Origin of the sequence: Bartonella sp. HY406 (assembly GCF_025449315.1) — a bacterium.
Classification (GTDB): Bacteria; Pseudomonadota; Alphaproteobacteria; order Rhizobiales; family Rhizobiaceae; genus HY038.
In genome coordinates this window covers 2857848-2880124 of sequence record NZ_CP104893.1, presented here as the reverse complement: position 1 = coordinate 2880124, position 22277 = coordinate 2857848, and the positions used below count along the sequence as shown (strand labels likewise).

Below are 22277 nucleotides of genomic sequence, written 5' to 3'. Positions count from 1 at the left end.
TCCGACCTTTTTATTTTTTAATCGCAAATATATTAAGGGTTCTGCCTTTTTTATGTTTGCGATTATTTTTTATTAAAGACCATTTGCAAAAAATGATCTTGCCCTAGCTATAATGGTTGCGTGCCTAATCATTATTCGCATTCTATTTGATCTATCATTTATTGGTTGTTTAAAGGTGTACTGTTCAAGAACTCGCGATGCGGCACCTAAAGGCAGGCGATTGTTTTTAATTATTCAAATTTTCGATAAATTTTGAAGAAAGGCCAATATTGTGTTGGACTTGCGTTCTATCAAAAAAGTAGCAGTTATTGGTGGTGATATTGCTGCATGGCTTGCCGCTTTAACATTTCGCCGGCTATTTGGGCCTTTGGTTGAGATCACTGTTTTTGACGACGACACACAACCAATTGCAGATATGTGCGAGGGAGGTTTGGTCAACCTTTTATCCACATTGCAGCGAAACCAAATTCAGATGGACGAGTTTTACAGCACAGTTGATGCTACCTTTAAAATTGGGACAAAATTTGAAAATTGGCGTTCAAATGGTGAAAATGAAGCATATTATCATTTATTCCCTAAAAAAGATGCCAATGTACCGGAATTGACGCTAGAAGCTTTTGGAACCAATCCTTTATTGATTTCGCGCATTGCAAGCTTGCAGAATCTGCACGATTTTTTCCCTGGATTTAAATTAATCCAACAAAATGCTTCACAATATGATGCCGCTGCTGAGTTGCAAACTGCCAATACTGGATTGGCGCTTTCCTTTCATTTTGATCGTTATAAATTTAAAAATTTTTTAAAAAGCAAAGCGCTCAACAGAAATATTAAACAAAGCGCGATTGACGTTCGACAATTATTATTGTCAGAAAACGGCAATGTTGTAGCGATTAAAACCGATGAAGCTGTTTTGCCAACTGATTTCGTCGTTGATGCATCGGGCATGAAAAGGTTAGGTATTGGTACCACCTATGGCCAAAATTGGCGCTCCTTTAGCGACCAGTTGATCAATGATAAAGCTGTGACCTTTTCCCTTCGGCAAAAAAGTAAAAATCCGCAATTCTTTACAACAGCACGCGCAATGAAATCGGGTTGGATTTGGCAATCGCCGTTAAGACAGCACGTTGGTGCCGGCTATGTTTTTTCAAGCCGCCATAGCAGTGCGGACCATGCAGCCGATGAAATAGAAGCTTTATTTGGCAATTCCGTTACATTCGAAGGTGTTTTAAATTTTAATCAAGGTAATTTTGAACGCATATGGTGCAATAATCTTACTGCTCTTGGGGCTGCTGCCGGCTTCGTTGAGCCTTTAGAGGCAGCTTCCATTGGTCAAAGCTTAGAAACTTTGCGCAATATTGAGCGCATCATTAATAATTGTCGCGGCGTTATTGGCCAAAATATTATCGATGGATTTAATATTGCTAATAATCAAAGTTGGAATGAAATTTGCGATTTTTTACGCTTACATTATGATACACCGCGTGATGATACAGCCTATTGGCGTGATGTCCAATATTTGCCACGCTCACCGCAATACCAAGAATTTTCGGCTTGTTGTGCGCAGCGTGTCCCACGGGTGATTGATATTGAAGCTTATACAAGCAATAGCTGGTTGCCGATTTTCCATATTATCAATTGGTTGCTGGTAGCGGCGCCTCTTGGGATTATCAATCCCCATGCTGCCCGTGCAGAATTGGAAACTTTGCCTGAAGATTTTATCAAGCAACATATCCAACCTTATCTTAGCCGTTTGCAAAATGGTAAAAATAATTGACATTCAGCGAAGTGATTTCAAAATTAACAAAAATTTTTTACGAGTTTTTAGCCATTTTGCTAAAAATAGTTTAAGGTTGCCGGACAAAATTGGTGTAATGCATCAAGGTAAATATCTTTTGAGGTTGCAATATGGCAGAAAAAGACGAAGAACGCGTTGGTTGGTTTAAATATTGCTGGCAAATACTTTTTAATGCCATTGGGCATTATTTTACTGAACAGGGTTCTGCTTTCGCTAGTTATGTCGCACTTTCAAGCCTCATGGCGTTTTTTCCCTTTTTGATTTTTGCCACCGCCTTAGCGAGCTTTTTGGGTGCGCAAGCCTATGCAGCGACGAGCGTTACCTATATTTTGGAAATGATGCCTGATGCGTTGAAACAGCCAATTGGCAAGGAAATTACCAATGTTTTAACGGTTCAGCGCGGCGGATTATTGACCCTTTCGGCGATCGGTGCGGCCTATTTTGCCTCTAATGGCGTCGAAGCTTTACGCACAGCGCTTGATCGTGCTTACCGTGTAAAAGATAATCGTACCATTATATTTTGCCGCTTACAAAGTCTTGTCTTTGTGATTATTGGCACGATAGGGCTTATGGCTATCAGCTTTTTGCTAGTTCTTGCACCTCTCGTAATCGCCATTGCACAACGCGAAGTACCAGCACTTGCGCCTTATGTCGGTACAATCCGCTTTTGGCGATATTTCATTGCTATTATTATTCTATTGGTGACCTTAGTTACCGCCCATAAATGGCTACCTGCTGGAAAACGCAAATTGGTGGATATTTTGCCGGGTATTGCCTTTACCATTATTACATGGTTGGTGGCATCGATGCTTTTTGCGCAATATCTTGCAACCTTTGCTAATTATGTTTCAACCTATGCAGGTCTTGCCTCGATCATGGTGGCAATTATTTTCCTCTATATCATCGCCTCAATTTCTATTCTTGGCGCCGAGATTAATGCTGCCATCATGTTTTATCGCAACCGCCCTCAGCAACCAGGACAGGTGATAAAGGCAACCCATATGGCAAATGCCAATAATGCCGAGGAAACTTGATCTTTAATATTCGTTAAATAGCAATCGGTGATGGATTGATAGGCGCTGTTATTGTAACGCCTTTTCAATTTCAGGCATCAAGGTTTTGGCTAAATTATCTGGCATGATTGGGCCAATATGCTTAAAAACTATTTTACCATCACGGTTTAAAATAAAAGTTTCAGGCGGGCCATAAACCCCCCATTCAATAGCGACGCGGCCGCGTGAGTCAAAGCCAATTATTTTAAACGGATTGCCAAAGGCGCCAAGAAACCGAGTGGCATTTTCTTGATTGTCTTTAAAATTAATCCCAACAAGGTCAAAGCGAGAATCCTGGGCAAGGGTTAAAAGTTGTGGGTGCTCTTCGCGGCAGGGGGGGCACCATGAACCCCAAAAATTTACTAAGGTAACACGGCCCTTAAATTGTGCCGGGTCAAATATCTCGCTAGTTGGTTCGCGTAAAGCCAATATTGGCAATTGCGTTTGTGGTGCTTCTTGTCCTGCCAAAGCATTGGGCAATGAATTGGCGGTATCAGGATTGTTTGAAGTAATGCGGATAAGGGCGATGGTCGCAAAAAGCATAAAAGCAGCAAGCGGAATAAACAGAGCAAGGCGGCGCTTAGGGCGTTGATTATCACTCATGGTTGATCATCTTGTAGGCTTGCTGAAAGAGGCTTTTTGTTTTTTTGCCGCCTTGGGTCAACAGCTTCTAAGAGAGCTATTTTGCGACTTAAAATACGACCGCGCCAAATAATTGCGATTGTAAGGGCAATAATGCCAAAAGTTGCAGCGCCATAGGCGGCAAGTATAAAGGCTAAATGGTTCATGCAGCTTCCCCTTTGCTTGAGCGATTTTGGCGGGCTGCTTTTTTTTGTAAATTAATCAGGCGGCGATTTAAGACCTCATTGCGCATCGCCATAAGATGTAAGGTAGCAAATAGAAATGATAAAGCAAAGGCCATCACTAAAAGCGGCCAAAGCAGCGATGATTCAATTGCCGAGCCACCACTGCGTAAAAGCGACGCCGGTTGATGAAGGGTATTCCACCAATCAACTGAAAATTTAATCAAGGGAATATTGATAAAGCCAACCAAGGTTAAAATGGCACTGGCGCGGGCAGATTTGCTAAAATCATCAAAAGCATGAGATAAAGCAATGATGCCAAGGTAAATCAAAAACAACACCAACACAGAGGTTAACCTTGCATCCCATACCCACCATGCGCCCCAAGTTGGACGCCCCCAAATCGAACCGGTTAGCAGACAAAGGGCGGTAAATACCGCGCCAATCGGCGCGGCTGCAATGATGCTAACATCGGCTAAAGGATGTCGCCAGATAAGAGCGCCCAAGGCAGAGATGGTCATGACAGTATAGCAAAGCATGGAAAGCCAAGCAAAAGGCACATGGATAAACATGATTTTAACTGTTGAGCCTTGCTGATAGTCATCAGGAGCGGTGAAAACAAGGTATAACCCAATCACTAAGCCAATGATGCTTAGTATAGCAAACCAAGGTAAAAGCTTTTTTGAAAGCTCCATAAAATAGGTAGGGGTGCCAAGTTTTTGCCACCAGCTTTGCTTTGTCATGTCCATATGCTTACTTCAATTCTGTTTTATAGAATCATTTTAAGTGTTTAATAATATAACTGCAATGATAACTTGCCTATTCCGACAAATATTTAAGGGTAAATGTTGCAGCAATTGACCCAATGAGACAAAATATCAGGCTAAAAGCGCTAAGAAACATCAAGGGTGCCATTAAACTATCGGTTGGCGAAAAAATGCTATTAGCTGCACCAACACCAAAAATCATAATTGGCATGGTTAGTGGTAACACAATCACCGAAATAAGCATGCCTCCTCGCGGCAAGCTAACGCCGAGGGCAGCCCCGACTGCACCAATGAAGGTAATGGCTGGTGTGCCAAGAATAAGGGTTAAAACAACAATCAAGATTGAATAAGGTTCAAGATTAAGGAATAGGGCAAAAAGCGGTGCAACAATAATCAGCGGTAATACCGTGCCAATCCAATGGGCAATGGCTTTGCTAAAGACGATGAGCGCTAGGGTGGTAAAATCTTGCCCCATAATGATAAGGTCAAGACTACCATCTTGGGCGTCTGCTTGAAACATTCGCTCAAGGCTTAATAAAATTGATAAAAGCGCACCAACCCATACCATGCCAGCACCAATTTTTCGCAATACCTCTGGATCAGGACCAACGGCAAAAGGCACAATGGTTGTTACGGCCAAAAAAAACAGCAGTGAAATGATAATGCTATTACCTGCACCAAAGCTTAGTTTGATATCTCGCCAAAATAGAGCGGTCATTTCATGGCCTCATCATTACCAGTAAACGGTTCAAGAACAAGATTATGGCCGGTATCTATACCAAGGGGTAAATGGGTTGCCGCGATAATCATACCCTTATTATCGAGATGCTCTTGCATCAAAGCTGAAAATATATCACTCGCCGCACTATCAAGGCCGCTGGTCGGCTCATCAATAATCCATAAAACTCGATCATCAAGCAATAACCGACAAATGGCAATACGTCGGCGTTGGCCGGTAGAAAGTACTCCAAAGGGAAGGTCGATCACATGGCGAAGATTAAGCCTATCAAGGGCATTTTCGATCAAACTCTGTATGGCTGATGCTGTGAGTGAAGGTTGGTAAAAACGCGCCCAAAATTTAAGGTTGGCAGCAACGCTTAAATGAGGCTTCATAGCATTTTTTTCCCCAAGGTAATGGGCAAAAGGCGCCACTTCAAAATGAGAAACACCATCAAAAAATTTTATTGTCCCGCATAGAGGTGATAAAAGTCCGGCAATGATTCGCAATAGGGTGGATTTTCCTGCGCCATTCGCACCGGTTATAACCAGTAGTTGATTCTCTTCTAACAAAAAATTGACTGAAGAAAACAAGATTTCGCCGCCCCGCTCAATACTAAGATTTTCACCAATAAGCTGCATTCTATCCTCTGTCACCGGGCGTTTTTTGGTTGGAGTTTTAAAAAATTTGCCCAATTTAAACAATTAAAGACTTGGTTTAACGGTATTTTCCGAAAAAGGCTAGTTTTGCTCTTTTAAAATCACTTTAAAATACTTATTACAAACAATAGAGGTGGAGGAATTTTTATTGAGTCATTCGTTTTTGAATATTTAACTCTGGAACAGTTCCAAAAAAACCTCTATAAGAAGAACAGTCATGCCAGCGGTCGGCGTGGTTGACGATTTTGGGCCGATCTCCCAATCTAATTTTTAAAAACAATATTTTAAAAATCTTGGTTGAAAGGGGCGGACAGCGGAAATGACTGCACCCGCACCTCGCTTGTAGCCTTGACCTGCAGTGAGTTGGTTCGTTCTCTGGCCCGCAAGCATAAGGACGAACAGTCGTGTCGCAAGTTGATAGTTTTAAATGCCGCAAAACACTTGATGTTGATGGCAAAGAATATGTTTACTATAGTTTAATTGAAGCTGAAAAAAATGGTCTTGAAGGGGTTTCAAAACTGCCTTTTTCCATGAAAGTGCTTCTTGAAAATCTTTTGCGTTTTGAAGATGGTCGCTCGGTCAAGAAAGAGGACATCGAAAGCGTTGCCAAATGGCTTAATGATAAGGGCAGTGCAGGGGCGGAAATTGCCTATCGCCCAGCTCGTGTATTGATGCAGGATTTTACTGGTGTCCCTGCAGTGGTTGATCTTGCTGCCATGCGTGATGCGATGGTTAAGCTTGGCGATGATCCTGAATCTATTAATCCTTTAGTACCGGTTGATCTTGTGATCGACCATTCGGTTATTGTTGATGATTTCGGCAATCCGCTCGCATTTAAACACAATGTGGACCTTGAATATGAGCGCAATGGCGAACGCTATCGCTTTTTGAAATGGGGCCAGCAAGCCTTTAAAAATTTCCGCGTTGTGCCCCCAGGTACGGGTATTTGCCATCAGGTGAATGTGGAATATCTTGCTCAATCAGTTTGGATCCGTGAAGATAGCGGCGAAACCGTTGCTTATCCTGATACTTGCGTTGGTACCGATTCCCACACCACCATGGTCAATGGTCTTGGTGTTCTTGGATGGGGTGTTGGCGGTATTGAAGCTGAAGCAAGTATGCTTGGTCAGCCTGTATCCATGCTGTTGCCAGAAGTTATTGGCTTCCGCCTTACTGGTAAAATTCGCGAAGGCATTACCGCAACCGATCTGGTTTTGACCGTGACCCAGATGTTGCGTAAAAAAGGCGTTGTAGGCAAATTTGTTGAATTCTTTGGCCCCGGCCTTGATCATTTGACCCTTGCTGACCGTGCGACTATTGCTAATATGGGCCCTGAATATGGCGCAACCTGTGGCTTCTTCCCAATTGATAGCGAGACCGTACGTTATCTTACCATGACAGGTCGTGACGAACATCGCATCAAGCTTGTTGAAGCCTATTCGCGTGCGCAAGGGCTATGGCGTGAAGCTGGCATGGCTGATCCAATCTTTACCGATGTGGTTGAATTGGATATCAGCACCGTTGTTTCATCAATGGCTGGCCCTAAGCGTCCTGAAGGGCGTATGCCAATTGAAGATGTTGGTGCTAATTACGATATCGCGCTTGAAAATGAATATAAGAAAACAACAGGTCAACAGGATCGCTATCCAGTTGAAGGTGAAGATTTCGATCTTGGCCATGGTGATGTGGTAATTGCCGCAATCACTTCTTGCACCAATACATCAAATCCAAGCGTTTTGATTGCTGCAGGTCTTTTGGCTCGTAATGCAGTTGCCAAGGGGCTGAAAGCTAAGCCTTGGGTAAAAACCTCGCTTGCTCCAGGTAGCCAAGTGGTTGAAGCCTATTTAAAGAGTTCAGGCTTGCAAAAAGATCTTGATGCGCTTGGTTTCAATCTTGTTGGCTTTGGTTGCACCACTTGTATTGGTAATTCAGGCCCATTGCCTGCGCCAATTTCAAAAACCATCAATGATAAGGGGCTTATTGCGGCGGCCGTTCTTTCCGGTAACCGTAACTTTGAAGGCCGCGTATCACCTGATGTTCAGGCAAACTATCTTGCAAGCCCACCACTTGTTGTCGCTCACGCGCTTGCAGGTACCGTGCGCAAAGATTTAACCAAGGATCCAATTGGTACCGGTTCTGATGGGCAACCTGTTTATCTTAAAGACATTTGGCCATCATCGAAAGAGATCCAAGAATTTATTGAAGAAAATATTACACGTAAGCTATTTTCGGAAAAATATGCCGATGTTTTCAAGGGTGATATTAACTGGCAGCAAGTAAAAGTGCCAGAAGGTAAAACCTATGCTTGGGATGATAATTCAACCTATGTGCGTAATCCGCCTTATTTTGAAAATATGCCACGCGTACCAACCGCAGTAAAAGACATTGAAAAGGCACATATTCTTGGTCTTTTTGGCGACAAAATTACCACCGACCATATTTCACCTGCAGGCTCGATTAAGGCAGATTCGCCAGCTGGCCGTTATCTTATGGAACATGGTGTAAAGCCTGCAGATTTTAACCAATATGGTACCCGTCGTGGTAACCATGAAGTTATGATGCGCGGTACTTTTGCCAATATTCGTATTCGCAATTTCATGCTTGGTGAAAACGGGCGTGAAGGTGGTTACACTATTCATTACCCATCTAAGGAAGAAGAATCCATCTATGATGCAGCCATGCAATATAAGCATGATGGCGTTCCATTGGTGGTATTTGCCGGTATTGAATATGGTAATGGTTCATCGCGCGACTGGGCAGCTAAGGGCACCAATCTTCTAGGTGTGCGTGCGGTTATTGCCCAATCATTTGAGCGTATCCACCGTTCCAACCTAGTTGGTATGGGTATTGTGCCTTTTGTTTTTGAAGAAGGTACGAGTTGGAAAACTCTTGGGCTAAATGGTGAGGAAACTGTCACTATTGAGGGGTTGAATGAAATCAAGCCACGCCAGATGACCAAGGCAACCATTACTTGCGGTGATGGCAGCATTAAGGAAGTACGACTTCTTTGCCGTGTTGATACGCTAGAAGAGCTTGATTACCTCCATAATGGCGGTATCTTGCAATATGTTCTGCGCAATTTGGCCAAGCAAAATAAATAACGGTGAAAATAGTCAGGCGGACTAAATGTCTGATGCTGTTGCACTGAATGAAGGCATGTATTGGAAACATTACATGCCTTTTTATTTTCTTACATTATATTGTTAGTTTAAGCTAAATTATTGAATTTATTTATTTTAATAAAATACTCTTCCCAGAGTTTTTTAATCTGCTATAAGGTTAGTATATAAAAATTATAGTGAGGTTTTTACAATATTGCTCTAATTGCTGACGGTAAAATCATCCAATTGTTTTGGGCTAGGTTCAATATCAAATTACCTTCAATAATGCCTAATATTTGTAAGTTTATGAAAAATAATCTTCAATCACATTTTAACGAGTTGTCGAAGGTTTTATGATTAAGATGGCTTTTGTAAAACGGCGAATAATCTTGGGGCTACCGCTTCTTGCATTTGCTGGATTTGGTGTCGTTAAATTTTTTTCTAAGAAGCCAACGGTCATAAAGACAATCCGTTTACAACTATTGCAACCCTTTCAAGATTTTTTTAAAAATAATAATATCGATCCCTTTGATGCATTGCATAATCATAATAATGAGCTGCATGATGATTCATGGCCGGGTTTTTTGTTTGGAAAAAATGACGTTAGCAGCGATTTTTTGGGTGTCTATGATATTTGGCTTTATAATAGTTCCCCTATTCAATTGCCGCTAAGTGCAACATTCATCGTTAACATAGAGGCAGGATATATTACTGGCTATACCATTGATATTCCGATAAAGTCAGTAAGCCTAGCCAATGCTAATCTTATGGCTGACGATATCGCTCTAAAATTTCAAAAACAAGGCTACGCTAACACCTTTTTGGCAAGCCAAGCTGCAACACACCAAAATATTATTGATTCTGAATTTTATAAGTCGATTTGGCGCTATCCGATTAAGGGTAAAATATTTGATAGCTTTTTAAAGGTAACCATCACTATCGAGCAAGATAATAGGGCAAGGCAAGACCAAGCTCAAAGTAATATCGAGGTGAGCAATGCCGATAAGGCGGGCAATTATCTTATTCGCCTTGGTTGTAGTCTTGAGAACGATATTATGGATGAGTTGTTGGCGTTAAAAGATGCGAGGCGAATTGCCATAACAGGTGATAGGATGAAACCCATTTCCTTACAGGATTGGTATGATAATCCTAATTGGCGTCCGGTTGATTGGAAAGGTAATTTTGTATAACCAAAAAACAAATAAGAAAAGAGTATAATATTTCCAATATACTCTTCTTAACACTGTAATGGACAAGCTAATTCTTATAATCCAGCGTCAACTTCTTTGATAAGCTTATCAAGCATATCGCAAAATTTATTAATATCATCATTTTCAGACGTCCAATTTTCGCTAAGTTCTGCCATACGGGCATACCATTTTTGCGAATTTTCAGGATTGTCCGTGATAGCTTTATTTACCTTTTGGTTAAGCTCCATATTCTTTGCTCGTAATTCATCTTCAGTGCAATTTGCAAAAGCGAGTGTTGTCGACATTGCAAAGATGATAGAAAGAATAGTTCTTTTCATTATAATCCCCTCATGGATTGATTTTCAGTCATATATATTAAAATGCCCATCATGAAAATGGTGTATATTAAAGTAACAAGCAAAACTGGCTATTAGGCGATGAGTTAATAATGGCAATAATTGATTAGGGCAGGATATTTGATAGTTTTAACGGTGACTATCACTATCACGCGATAATAGAGGAAAATCAGGTAAAGCTCACAGTAATGATGAGATGGGTAATAGCGATGAAACAAAAAGCTATTTTGTTCGTCTTGGTTGTGGTCTTGAAAGTGATATGATGGATAAGTTGTTGGTGTTAAAGGATGCGCAACAAATAATCATCACAGATGATAGGGAAACCAATTTCCTTACAATAGCAGTGTTGTTATCCTAATTGGCGACCCTATAACTAAAATGCAATTTTGTTTAAGGGTTCAAAACACAAAAAGCATATATTGAAAACAATATATGCTTTTCATAATGCGTCAGTATTTAAAATTAAAGTGCAGATTCGAGTTCTTTAATAAGATTATCCATCATATCGCATGCTGCATTAATGTCATTGCCATTGCCTTTAGCTGCTTCAGCTTGCGCAACTTCGCTCATACGTGTTTGCCATTTTTGTGCACTGGAAGGATCTTTCATCATGACTTGCTGAAATTTGGTTGATAATTCAGTTGCTTTGGCAGTATATTCTTCTTGAGTGCAAGCAGCAAATGCAGCTGTGCTTGTTAAAGCAAAAACCAAACCAAGAATAATTTTTTTCATAATAAAACCTCTGTATTTTAGTGTTTTGTAATATAAAATTAATGCCTAGTATTTAAGCAAGTTGACTATATTTATTCAATATTAAAAGAAAAATCTAAAATTGATTTTTCTTGCTTTATTAACAGTATATTGGGGTAATTTATGGTTGTAATACGCAAAAATTATTGATTTTTCGCTTTGTTATTATCTTTTTTGAACTACGCAATTGGCGCATGCGACATGAAAAGCCTACAACTGGTTGATTATATTCTATTATAGATTCTTTCGCTAAGCTATCAAAAACTACGCTTGCTCATCGTTCTCAATCTATTGGAGCCACGCCATTATTGGTGATTGATTATCCGTGTTTGTAATAGCTAACATCTTCTATCTTCAACGTGCTAGCTATCGCCGTAATTATGATGGTTACATAAATAATAAAAGTGATTGTAATTAAAATACTAAATTATATAACCACTTAAATATGTCGTAAAAAAATGCAATATATTGAATAGTTAAACCAATGAAGAGGATATAACTAATTATCAGTAAAATGCCAGAAAATGTAAATGTTATGGTTTTACCTATTTTTGTTTTTTTGAAACTATTATATTTTTCTTGAATAGGTTTCTTGTCTTTGGCCGGATTAACATCTATTTTCAAGGATTTTTTACTATCTATTGTCATAAATCTACCCCCTCAATAAAACGGCATTAGTTTTATTAAACGTATAATTGGTTGGTTTTATGAAAATATTGTGGCTTTTATTTATGCCGCCATTTCATTTAAATAAATGATTCTTGCTTCTTAAATGTTTGGCTTGGAATATTGAAAGCAGGGTTCAATGTTCCAAGCCATTTTAAGCCTTAAGCGCGTAGACTACCGCCTGTGGATTTCACCACATTATCGATGATCTTTTTCGCTAAACTTTCAAAATCAGCGTCGGTTAATGTGCGCTCCACTGGTTGGATTGCCACTTCAATCGCTACTGATTTTTTATCTTCGCCAAGGCTTGCGCCTTCAAAAATATCAAAGACCTTGGCACCACTAATTAGCTTTTTATCGGCGCCAAGGGCAGCGCGGATAATAACCGCGGCGGTGACATTCTTATCCACTACAAAAGCAAAGTCACGACTCACCGCTTGGAAAGGTGATAATTGCAAGGCAGGCTTGGTCTTTGTTGGTTTTTTACGTGGTTCTGGCACCGCATCAATAAATACTTCAAAACCACATAGGCTACCAGATACATCAAGGGTTTCTAGTGTTTCTGGATGAAATTCGCCAAAATAGCCAAGAATAACTTTTGGTCCCAATTTAATTGTACCGGAACGGCCAGGGTGATACCAAGCTGGGCCGCCATTTTCAATTTGCACCTTATCAGCCGTAAGACCGCAGGCATCAAGCACAGCTAAAGCATCGGCTTTTGCATCAAAAACATCAACATTTTTAGCATTGCCCGACCAAAAGCGGCCAGAGCCGTCAAGTTTCGCGCTACCACGGCGAATGCCACCTGAAACACGGCGCTGCTTGTCGGCTGTATCACCTTGATAAGTGCCAGAGACTTCAAAAAGTGCAAGATCATTAAAGCCACGATCAGCATTACGCTGCGCTGCCAATAATAGACCTGGCAAAAGCGATGGGCGCATATCCGACATATCGCTAGCAATTGGGTTTGCGAGCTTTAACGCTTTATCGCCGCCGCCAAAAGCTGTCGCTGCCTTTTCTGAAATAAAGGAATAAGTGACGGCTTCCATCATACCGCGAGCAGCAAGCGAGCGGCGGGCAAGGCGGGTGCGAATTTGTAGCGTTGTCAAAATTGCTTCACCAACGCCTGCTGGCATTGCGAGTGGTGTTGGCACGATTTTATCAATGCCATAAATACGCATCACTTCTTCAACCAAGTCAGCCTTACCATCAATATCAGGGCGCCAGCTTGGTACCGTTACATTAGCGCTCTCACCGTTGATGGCAACCTTAAAGCCAAGACTTTCTAAAATTTGTGCAGCTTGTTCTTTGCTCACATCAAGGCTAGTAAGACGCTTGATTTCGCTAAATGGCATAGTGACAACTTTTAGGTCTGCTGCTTCATAGCCAGTAGTTTTGAGCGTGCTTGGTGTACCGCCAACCATATCAGTTAGCAATTTGGTGGCAATTTTTAAGCCATCAACCATAAATTCAGGGTCAACACCGCGCTCAAAACGATAACGCGCATCGGTAACAATGCCAAGCTCACGGCCAGTCATTGCAATATTGCGCGGATCCCAAAGCGCTGATTCAATGATGATATTGGTGGTATTTTCATCAACACCGCTATCTTCGCCGCCCATGACACCGGCAATTGATTCAACTTGGGCGCTATCAGCAATGACACAAATCTTATTGTTAAGATTATAGGTCTTGCCATCAAGGGCAATAATGGTTTCGCCATCTTTTGCGCGGCGAACCGTCAAATTACCCTTAACCTTATCGGCATCAAAAACATGTAATGGGCGACCAAGATCAAAAGTGATATAATTGGTCATATCGACTGCGGCATTGATTGACCGTAAACCAATGGCAGTAAGGCGCTTTTGCATCCATTGTGGGCTTTGGGTGTTTTTAACATTCTTTACCATAACCCATGAAAAGCCTAGGCAAAGTGGTGTTTGATCTGCAAAATCAAGGCTAACATCAATCGATGGCTCAAAACTGCCTTGAATGTCTGGAACATTGAGCGGCTTTAAAGTGCCAAGCCCACTTGCCGCCAAATCACGGGCAATACCGCGAACGCCCGTGCAATCAGGACGGTTGGGGGTGATTGATACATCAATGATTGGATCATCAAGACCTGCATAGCTCGCAAAAGAGCTACCAATTGGTGCATCTTCTGGCAGATCAATAATGCCATTATGCTCGTTGGAAAGCAATAATTCGCGCTCAGAGCACATCATGCCAAAGCTTTCAACGCCGCGAATTTTGCCAACAGCAAGTGTTACGTCAAGGCCGGGTACATAAGCACCGGGGCGACCAAAAACACCAATGAGGCCGGCGCGCGCATTAGGTGCACCGCAAACAACTTGCAATGGTTTACCATCACCAGTATCGACTGATAAAACCTGCAATTTATCGGCATCAGGATGTCTTTGTGCGCTAACAACCTTGGCAATAACAAAGGCATTAAAGGCTTCACGCGTATCAACATCTTCAACCTCAAGACCGATAGAGGTGAGACGCTCAGTAATTTCATTAAGGCTGGCTGTCGTATCAAGGTGTTCTTTAAGCCAAGATAGAGTAAATTTCATTTTTTTAACCTTTCGGTATGGCGCTTGGCGCCGCAATCACGCAATATTTAACAAGGCTTATTGACTAAGACCGCTTAGCAAGTTTGGAATGTCAAGCGGGCGGAAACCATAATGGTTAAGCCAGCGAACATCCGCTTCAAAGAAAGCACGTAGATCCGGCATGCCATATTTAAGCATGGCAAGGCGATCAATGCCGATACCCCAAGCAAAGCCTTGATATTCATCAGGATCTAAATTGCAATTGCGTAAGACATTGGGGTTAACCATGCCGCAACCCAAAACCTCCAACCAATCATTGCCTTCACCAAATTTAATCTCGCCGCCAGAGCGGTCACATTGGATATCAACTTCCATAGATGGTTCGGTGAATGGGAAGAAGGATGGGCGAAGACGCATTTTAACCGATGGTACTTCAAAAAACGCTTTAATAAATTCTTCAAAAACCCAAACCATATTGGCAATGGTGGAGGTTTTATCAATCACCAAGCCTTCAATCTGATGGAACATTGGTGAATGGGTGGCATCTGAATCCATGCGATAGGTTTTACCAGGGATAACAATGCGAATAGGCGGTTGTTGCACTTCCATGGTGTGAATTTGCACAGGGCTTGTATGGGTGCGCAATAATTTGCGGTTGCCTTGTTCATCACGATTGAAGAAAAACGTATCATGCATTTCACGCGCAGGGTGACCTTCAGGAAAGTTTAGCGCGGTAAAATTATAATAATCGGTTTCGATATCTGGACCTTCAGCAATAGCAAAACCTAAATTTGCAAAAATTGCGGTAATTTCATCAATGACTTGCGAAATAGGGTGGATGCGGCCTTGTTCTGCAGGTGATGGACGCACCGGCAAGGTAACGTCAACAGTTTCACTGCGTAAACGCTCTGCAATAGCCGCTTTTTTAAGCACATCACGTTTATTGCTTAAAAGATCCGTAATACGGTTTTTAAGCCCGTTTAATATTGGCCCAACCTCTTTGCGCTCTTCAGCAGACATGGTACCAAGGCTTTTCATCTTTTCAGAAATAGCACCTTTTTTACCCAAAGCATCAATGCGGATTGTTTCTAATGCCTGTTCGTCATTGGCATTTTCAATCGCAGCGGTTAATTCTTTTTCAATTTGTTCAATATCACTCATGATTTTGCCTTAAGTCCCAAGTGCAGCATAAAAAATTCCATTGCATTTAACATATTTTGTCCATCAACACCAAGCCGTATATTTTTGGCCAATTTTAAAGGTAGGATGCAAAATTTAAAAAATAAAACTAGCTCTTTCAAGCTTTCCAAAGTTTCTAACGAGATTTTACGCCGCCATGCACCAAATGCCGCATGGGGCGTTCGTTCCTGATCAACCGCTTGCGTGGCGATTTGGAAAAACAATAACCATGCATCGCGCGCTTGTGCTTGCGCAAGGCTCATCACTGTTTCTGGTTCTTCATCAAAATCAAAAAAGCCAATTTTAGCTTGGCCTAAAAACATATCGACCGGATGAGGTCTGCCGTGACAAAGACCTGCCGCATGAACATCGCCTAATGCAGCTGAGCATTGGATCAATAGGCTATCGTGAAGATGGGTGTTTAATTCACGTAATTGCTTTAAACGAGTTTGAATATTTTCGCCAACGTCACCCATCATGATTGCACTACCATCGCTGCAAATAACTTCTGGTACATCAATATGGTGTTTCTGAAACAGAGCTATCTTGCGCAATTCGCGTTTTGCCATATCGGCGGGGCTTAAAATCGGCGAGGCGCGTAAAAAATGCGCTGGTAAAATCGGTGATAGAAACCCGTGTAATTTGCGCCCAAGACGGGGTCCGCCAACATCATGGCGTTTGATAAAAACCCGCTCATCACCACGCATGGCATAGCTTGTTCTTTTTCCAACACTTGCCGCTATGAGAACTTTGTCAGCCTCACTACATGCATAGGGATCGGAAAAAGAAAATTCTAACATGATAGCGCTTATTCGTGCCTTTATTTATGTCGAGGTATCGGGTGTAAATAATGGATAGCAATGCTTAACAAAAACTATGTTTGTTTCCACTATGCTTAAATTCCATTGAAAGCAAAAAAATAAATCGGCCCTTTTGTTGCATTATCAATGCGATAAGTCTAGCCTTTTGATAAAATTTATATTTTTGTGTTTAGCTTTTTTTGATTAAAAAGTTAAAAGAAAAGCCCGCAACCGGTTTTGCCAGTGCGGGCTTGATCTTCACTCAAGATCCTTTTAGAACCACTGGCTTATTGCACAGCAGCTTCAAAAGCATTTGGAGTTGTGTCTTTAAGATATTCCAAAGCCTTCTTTGCAGACTGAACAAGAGCAGAAAATGCTGCAGGTTCATGAATTGCAAGATCAGAAAGAACCTTACGGTCAACTTCAATACCAGCCTTGTTAAGACCGTCAATGAAGCGGCCATAGCTTAAACCTTCAGCGCGAACGGCAGCGTTAATACGCTGAATCCACAATGCGCGGAATGTACGCTTACGATTTTTACGGTCGCGATAAGCATATTGCTTTGAACGGTCAACAGCAGCCTTCGCAGTACGAATGGTGCTTTTGCGACGGCCATAAAAACCGGAAGCTTGCTTTAAAACTTTTTTGTGCTTGGCGTGAGACGTTACGCCGCGTTTTACACGTGCCATGTCATGATATCCTTGAAAAAACACTCAATAAGAGTGCGATAATTTCTTACAGTCCGTTAGGAAGATAAAAATTTACAACCTTTTTGCCATCCGGCTCAGCAAGCACCATAGTGCCGCGTGCGTCACGAATGAATTTATTGGACCGTTTGATCATGCCATGACGCTTGCCAGCGGCAGCAGCCTTGACCTTGCCAGTTGCAGTAATTTTAAACCGCTTTTTGGCAGAAGATTTGGTCTTCATCTTGGGCATTTTGCTCTCCATATGTTAAAAATTAAAGGAAAAGGCTGACCAGAGCCAATTCCAAGCTACTCAAAAGTTACCACGGCATGCCCTGCCGGACAACTTGAACGCTTGCTCCATAGCCTATTGAGGGTAAAATAGCAAGTAAGTGTTCACGAAAAGAAGCGCTTTTCATGGTTTAATAGCCAATCTTTACGCCATAAACCACCTGCATAGCCAGTTAAAGACCCATCTGAGCCAATAACGCGGTGGCAGGGAATAATGATGGCAATTTGATTCTGGCCATTGGCTCTTGCCACTGCCCGCATTGCCGTTGGTCGCTCAATATCTTTGGCAAGAGCCGCGTAAGAGCAAGTAGTGCCATTGGGTATTTCTTGCAACGCCCGCCAAACATTGGCGGTAAATGGCGACCCATGAAGGGCTAGTGGCGTTTTAAACATACAGGATTGGCCGCTAAAATAAGCATCAAGTTCCGCACTCAACCGATCTAAAATTTCGTTATTGGCAAACTCAATTGCTGACTTCGTCGATAATTGTAGTTTTTTAAGTTCATTGGGTAGCCCCTTGCGGTCAAAAAACTCAAGCAAATGTAAAAACTGATTATCCGCTACTGCTAGCATTTGACCAATCGGCGTATCAATCCATTTTGCTTTAAGGAGGGTACGGTTTTTAAGTGCCTGTGGCGGCTCACCAATCAGTCGAATAATCGCATCACGAAAGCCGCTTGATGATTCGTAGCCAGTTTCTAGTTGGGTATTAATGACTGAATCGCCAGCGCTTAATTGAGCGGCCGCTTTGCTTGCGCGCTTTAACCTTGCAAGGTCAAGAAATGTCATGCCAATGGTGCGCTTAAAAATCCGCCGCACCGTTGATAATTCATAGCCAAGTGCGCTGATATCTTCTTCACTCCAAATATGGTCGGGGTTGCTTTCAAGCCTTTGCATCAGGTCTAAATAGCATGGGTCTTTCTCAGAAAGGCTTTGTAAAGGTTTGCATTTCGTGCAGGGGCGAAAACCCTGCTCCAAACAACTTGCCGCATTGTCGGCAAAAAATACATTTTTTTGTAAGGGCTTGCGTGCCTTGCAAGAAAGGCGACAAAAAATACCGGTTGTTTTAACGCAAACAAATATATGCCCATCATAGGCATGGCTTGATGCGCAAAGGGCTTGATATAATTCATCATCATTATTTAAAAAAATTGTGCTCATAAAATCAATATAAAGTATTTTTTCAACCTTGTCCGCCGATTATCGGGCAAGCAATTTTTACAACTGCATTTATAGGCATAATTTTGCAATAAAATATTTAAAAACCCTGAACCTATGGGGAGCGAAGTTTATCCGTAATATACGGGTGGTAAAACAATTTCACCGTTTGGAATATCGATGCCCAAAAGAAAAATTAAAATTGAGGCGTTGAATTAATGGATAATATAGACGGTAACTCGCATTTTTTCCATTTTTAGCTTTAAATCTTCCTTAGCCACATCAGAATATAAAAAGCCGGAAAAAAAGCCATCATCAAGAAAATCTAACACACCATCAAGTTTTGCTTTATCACTTAACTTAAAGGAATTAATAAGAATTTTTAATGTTTTACCTTTTTCCGCGTGTTCGCTTATCCAATCTGAAAATACATCCTTCAAGCCATATGTGCCGAATTTTGATTGTCCACCTTCTGCAAAATAGGTAAATTTTTCACCATTTAGCAAAGCGATAAATGCATTAATGACTTCGGAGGTCGATCGGCATTTAAGAAGATTTATTGCAATTTTAGCATTATCCTTGCCATATTCTTCGTCAACCTGGTGATATTGTAAATATTTGATTATAAACATGACACATCCGCACTTTAAATGGATTGAATTGTTTTGGAAGGCATGTGTTAAAAATCAGGCTTGTTAAAAAACAAGCAAACACCAAGGATAATTTCCATTAAGTGAAAATATATGCGAAAGAAACCTATTTTTCAAGAAATAAATATAATCTGTATTTTAGGTATTTGATTGCCCAAATAATACGATATTAATTTTCATTCTCAATGCAAGGTAGCGACATTTTAATATTGCTTTTCAAAATGTCGAAATCTTTAAATTCATTTGGGTCATTAAATAAGTTAACTTGCGCTAAGTAAATCAATTCCGATATATTGTGGTGATAGCTTTGGGCGGTTTGCAAGTTCAATATGGTCTATCACGTGCTACTCTGAAGAAAGCTGTAAAAGCTAAAAGCGCATTTTTTCTTTTCCAAAATAGCTATCAACACAATTTACGATAAATCTTGCCTATCTACCAAGCACTAAAGCCCAATAGCGATAGTTTGGTTTTTGCGGTGATACGGCGTAGGCAAGGCCATAATGGCTAAATTCTGGATCAAGCATATTTTTGCGGTGGCCTTTGGAATTCATCCATGCTTTAAAAACTGTTGCAAGGTCAGGTTGGCCAGCCGCAACATTTTCAGCCGCTGCGCCTCTTATGCCAAATCTGCGCACCCGTGCGCCAAAATCATTGCCCCAACCAATCGAATGTCCCATTTTCTGGTTCTGTGCCATACGCTCTGCTTGGTCTTGGGCAGCTTTTTGCAATAATGGATCTGGGCTCATCGAGGATAAGCGATTTTCCTTGCGGATTGCATTGAAAAGCTGGGTAACTTCATCTTCCTTTTTAAAGAATTTACCAAGCTGGGCGAAGCTTGTTTGCGACAATAAAATGCTAGGTGCAAGCGCGATGCCTAGGGTTAAAAAATGGCGGCGGTGCAGCAAGGTTTTAGCATTGCTTTTTTGATCACGCATCATGAAATGCCTTTATTAGATAAGTTCAAGTAAATTAAGCTTCGATTTTAATGCGATATTGAATGAAATCGCTTTTTTGTGCCTTTTGATCATAAAGGGCTTGGGCGGCTTTATTACTTTCTTTGGTTACCCAATAAAGTCGTTCGCCTCCATTATTTTGGGCAACACTATGGATAAAATCAATAAGCTTGCCGCCAATACCCAATTTCCGCGATTTTTCTGCGGTAAACAAATCTTCCATGTAAAAATAGGGTTTGCTTGTCCATGTTGAAGCATGAATGACAAAATGGGCAATACCGCTTAACTCATTATTGATAAAAGCACCAACTGCAAAGATGGGAAAATTATTGTCCATCATGCGTTGCCAACCAATATCAAACTCGATTGTATCAGGATCAACATCATAAAAAATTATATATTGGCGAAATAATTCAAGCCATGCTTCGTGGTCTGCTTGTTGTAAATAACGAATATTAACGGCATTTTCCATCATTTTCCCCTATCAAAAATTTTAAATATTGCGCTGTTCAATGCGTAAGTTTGAGCCTTGATAAACCCCAACAATACGCAATTCACTTGAAAAAAACTTTAACTCTTCAAGCGCTAAATGAACAAGGTGGCTTTCTGGGTGGCCTTCAATATCAATGTAAAATTGTGTTGCTTTAAATTGTCCTTCAAGCTGATAGCTTTCAAGCTTAGTAACATTAATACCGCAAGTGGCAAAACCACCCAATGCCTTATAAAGCGCGGCTGGTACGTTACGGACGCGAAAAACAATTGTTGTAACAATATTTTCGTCAGCTTCATCATATTGGGGGCGATGGGCATCGCGGGATAAAACCACAAAGCGTGTAACATTATCGGCTGAATCTTCAACATTTTCTTGCAAAATATCAAGGCCATAAAGTTCTGCCGCTAAAAATGGTGCAAGTGCTGCCATGCTGCGCTCGCCCTTTTCGGCAACCAGTTTGGCGGCACCGGCTGTGTCACCTGCAACCATCGGCTTCCAACCATTTTGCTTGATAATATTGCGACATTGGCCAAGTGCATGAATATGGCTGTGAACAGTTTTAATTTCTTCACGTTTTACACCGGGTAAAACCATAAGTTGAAAATGGATAGGCAAGTAATACTCACCAATAATATTCAAAGGTGAGCGTGGCAATAAATGATGGATATCAGCAACACGACCAGCCAGCGTATTTTCAATTGGGATCATCGCAAGTTTTGCTTCGCCACTTTCAACGGCGCTAAATGCATCTTCAAAAGTTGCACAAGGCAAAGGCTCCATATTGGGAAACATATTGCGGCAAGCCGTATCGGAATTAGCACCATAATCCCCTTGAAAGGCTATTTTTGTTTTTGGTTGCGCTGGTTGTGTAGCCATTATTTTAAAGCCTTTCCATTTTCTAATTTTATGATTTCTTTGGCGCGTTCAAGGTCTTCTGGTGTATCAACACCAAGGGGAATACTATCAATAATTTCAACATCAATACGCATAAAAGCTTCTAATGCACGCAATTGTTCGAGCTTTTCGCGTTGCTCCAATGGGGAGGGTTTTAGGCTAACGAAGCGCTTTAGCGCTTCACGCCTATAGGCATATAGCCCGATATGATGATAGAGTGGGCCGGCGCCTGTTGGTGCAGTGGCGCGGGTAAAATAAAGGGCGCGCAAGCGTTGCGGTGCGATTTGTGAGCCAACTACTTTGACGACATTGGGGTTGTTTTTTTCCTCTTCACGGGTAATTTCAACGCAAAGGGTGGCTATATCAACATTTTTGTCATCAAGAGGTGCAAAGGCAGCACGAATTTCATCTGGACTAATGGTGGGCAAATCGCCCTGCACATTGATGATCGCATCATATTTGCCATCACTATCGACTTTTTGTAGCGTTTCAAAAATACGGTCAGAACCCGATTCATGGTCTTTGGCTGTCATTACTGCGTCAAAACCATGTTGAAGCACCACCGCTTTAATGGTTTCATCATCGGTTGCGACAACAACTGGGCCAATATTGGCAGCTTGCGCGCGTTCAGCCACATGGACGATCATTGGCTTGCCGCAAATATCGGCAAGTGGCTTGCCGGGTAAACGGGTAGAGGCTAAACGGGCTGGAATAATGATAAGGGCGGATTGGGTCATGAAATATCCTCAAAAACAGCATTG

At 41.5% G+C, this 22277-nt stretch carries 23 protein-coding genes; 5 read left to right on the top strand and 18 right to left on the bottom strand.

The window, feature by feature from the left end; all coding sequences use genetic code 11:
- The first annotated feature begins 271 nt into the window (after positions 1-271).
- Together N6B01_RS12265 and N6B01_RS12260 are read left to right on the top strand one after the other, a co-directional pair.
- Positions 272-1774, top strand: coding sequence for a tryptophan 7-halogenase (locus N6B01_RS12265; RefSeq protein ID WP_262079003.1), 1503 nt, complete (start codon positions 272-274; stop codon positions 1772-1774).
- 131 nt (positions 1775-1905) lie between these two features.
- Positions 1906-2829, top strand: a complete 924-nt coding sequence (locus N6B01_RS12260) for a YihY/virulence factor BrkB family protein (RefSeq protein ID WP_262079002.1) — start codon at positions 1906-1908, stop codon at positions 2827-2829.
- A gap of 48 nt (positions 2830-2877) precedes the next feature.
- Here the strand turns inward: N6B01_RS12260 and N6B01_RS12255 are convergent, their stop codons facing one another.
- The 5 genes from N6B01_RS12255 to ccmA form a co-directional block, all read right to left on the bottom strand.
- Entirely contained in the window at positions 2878-3450 is a 573-nt protein-coding gene (locus N6B01_RS12255) for a DsbE family thiol:disulfide interchange protein (protein ID WP_262079001.1), read from the bottom strand.
- Positions 3447-3635, bottom strand: a complete 189-nt coding sequence (gene ccmD / locus N6B01_RS12250; protein ID WP_262079000.1) for a heme exporter protein CcmD — start codon at positions 3633-3635, stop codon at positions 3447-3449. The genes N6B01_RS12255 and ccmD overlap by 4 nt, the downstream gene beginning before the upstream one ends.
- Positions 3632-4399, bottom strand: a complete 768-nt coding sequence (locus tag N6B01_RS12245; RefSeq protein ID WP_410007213.1) for a heme ABC transporter permease — start codon at positions 4397-4399, stop codon at positions 3632-3634. Before N6B01_RS12245 ends, ccmD begins: the two co-directional genes overlap by 4 nt.
- Positions 4400-4469: 70 nt before the next feature.
- The gene (gene ccmB, locus N6B01_RS12240; RefSeq protein WP_262078999.1) at positions 4470-5135 is read right to left on the bottom strand and encodes a heme exporter protein CcmB; all 666 of its coding nucleotides are present in this window, start codon (positions 5133-5135) and stop codon (positions 4470-4472) included.
- Complete coding sequence (gene ccmA, locus N6B01_RS12235) at positions 5132-5776, bottom strand: heme ABC exporter ATP-binding protein CcmA (RefSeq protein WP_262078998.1); 645 nt, start codon at positions 5774-5776, stop codon at positions 5132-5134. Before ccmA ends, ccmB begins: the two co-directional genes overlap by 4 nt.
- A gap of 422 nt (positions 5777-6198) precedes the next feature.
- On the opposite strand from ccmA, the gene acnA reads away from it, so the two are divergent.
- Positions 6199-8895 carry an aconitate hydratase AcnA gene (acnA, locus tag N6B01_RS12230; RefSeq protein ID WP_262078997.1) on the top strand — a complete coding sequence of 899 codons (2697 nt, stop codon included), beginning with the start codon at positions 6199-6201 and terminating at the stop codon, positions 8893-8895.
- 362 nt (positions 8896-9257) lie between these two features.
- Positions 9258-10085, top strand: a complete 828-nt coding sequence (locus N6B01_RS12225) for a hypothetical protein (RefSeq protein ID WP_262078996.1) — start codon at positions 9258-9260, stop codon at positions 10083-10085.
- Positions 10086-10159: 74 nt separating this feature from the next.
- Here the strand turns inward: N6B01_RS12225 and N6B01_RS12220 are convergent, their stop codons facing one another.
- Positions 10160-10423 (bottom strand): hypothetical protein, encoded by a 264-nt coding sequence (locus N6B01_RS12220; RefSeq protein ID WP_182418033.1) that lies wholly within the window; start codon positions 10421-10423, stop codon positions 10160-10162.
- A 214-nt stretch (positions 10424-10637) separates the two neighbouring features.
- Between N6B01_RS12220 and N6B01_RS12215 the strand changes: the two genes are divergently transcribed.
- Positions 10638-10799, top strand: a complete 162-nt coding sequence (locus N6B01_RS12215; RefSeq protein WP_182418032.1) for a hypothetical protein — start codon at positions 10638-10640, stop codon at positions 10797-10799.
- Between the two features lie 104 nt (positions 10800-10903).
- Here the strand turns inward: N6B01_RS12215 and N6B01_RS12210 are convergent, their stop codons facing one another.
- The 12 genes from N6B01_RS12210 to N6B01_RS12155 all read right to left on the bottom strand — a co-directional run bounded on the left by N6B01_RS12210 (position 10904) and on the right by N6B01_RS12155 (position 22253).
- Positions 10904-11173, bottom strand: coding sequence for a hypothetical protein (locus N6B01_RS12210; RefSeq protein WP_182418031.1), 270 nt, complete (start codon positions 11171-11173; stop codon positions 10904-10906).
- Between the two features lie 845 nt (positions 11174-12018).
- Entirely contained in the window at positions 12019-14433 is a 2415-nt protein-coding gene (gene pheT / locus N6B01_RS12205; protein ID WP_262078995.1) for a phenylalanine--tRNA ligase subunit beta, read from the bottom strand.
- Positions 14434-14490: 57 nt separating this feature from the next.
- Positions 14491-15573, bottom strand: coding sequence for a phenylalanine--tRNA ligase subunit alpha (gene pheS, locus N6B01_RS12200; protein WP_262078994.1), 1083 nt, complete (start codon positions 15571-15573; stop codon positions 14491-14493).
- Complete coding sequence (locus N6B01_RS12195; RefSeq protein ID WP_262078993.1) at positions 15570-16391, bottom strand: BUD32 family EKC/KEOPS complex subunit; 822 nt, start codon at positions 16389-16391, stop codon at positions 15570-15572. Before N6B01_RS12195 ends, pheS begins: the two co-directional genes overlap by 4 nt.
- 287 nt (positions 16392-16678) lie before the next feature.
- Positions 16679-17080, bottom strand: a complete 402-nt coding sequence (rplT, locus tag N6B01_RS12190; protein WP_182418027.1) for a 50S ribosomal protein L20 — start codon at positions 17078-17080, stop codon at positions 16679-16681.
- A gap of 46 nt (positions 17081-17126) precedes the next feature.
- Positions 17127-17330, bottom strand: coding sequence for a 50S ribosomal protein L35 (gene rpmI, locus N6B01_RS12185; RefSeq protein WP_182418026.1), 204 nt, complete (start codon positions 17328-17330; stop codon positions 17127-17129).
- A 143-nt stretch (positions 17331-17473) separates the two neighbouring features.
- The gene (locus tag N6B01_RS12180; RefSeq protein ID WP_262078991.1) at positions 17474-18529 is read right to left on the bottom strand and encodes a bifunctional transcriptional activator/DNA repair enzyme AdaA; all 1056 of its coding nucleotides are present in this window, start codon (positions 18527-18529) and stop codon (positions 17474-17476) included.
- A gap of 212 nt (positions 18530-18741) precedes the next feature.
- Complete coding sequence (locus N6B01_RS12175; protein ID WP_262078989.1) at positions 18742-19158, bottom strand: hypothetical protein; 417 nt, start codon at positions 19156-19158, stop codon at positions 18742-18744.
- A gap of 446 nt (positions 19159-19604) precedes the next feature.
- The gene (locus N6B01_RS12170) at positions 19605-20114 is read right to left on the bottom strand and encodes a CAP domain-containing protein (protein WP_262078987.1); all 510 of its coding nucleotides are present in this window, start codon (positions 20112-20114) and stop codon (positions 19605-19607) included.
- Between the two features lie 31 nt (positions 20115-20145).
- A complete protein-coding gene (locus N6B01_RS12165; protein ID WP_262078985.1) occupies positions 20146-20604 on the bottom strand; it encodes a GNAT family N-acetyltransferase in 459 nt (152 codons plus the stop codon).
- Between the two features lie 18 nt (positions 20605-20622).
- Positions 20623-21498: a prephenate dehydratase gene (locus N6B01_RS12160; RefSeq protein ID WP_262078983.1), complete on the bottom strand. Its 876-nt coding sequence runs from the start codon at positions 21496-21498 to the stop codon at positions 20623-20625.
- On the bottom strand, positions 21498-22253 hold the full coding sequence (locus tag N6B01_RS12155) for a 3-deoxy-manno-octulosonate cytidylyltransferase (protein ID WP_262078981.1): 756 nt from the start codon (positions 22251-22253) through the stop codon (positions 21498-21500). Before N6B01_RS12155 ends, N6B01_RS12160 begins: the two co-directional genes overlap by 1 nt.
- Between the last annotated feature and the right edge of the window lie 24 nt (positions 22254-22277).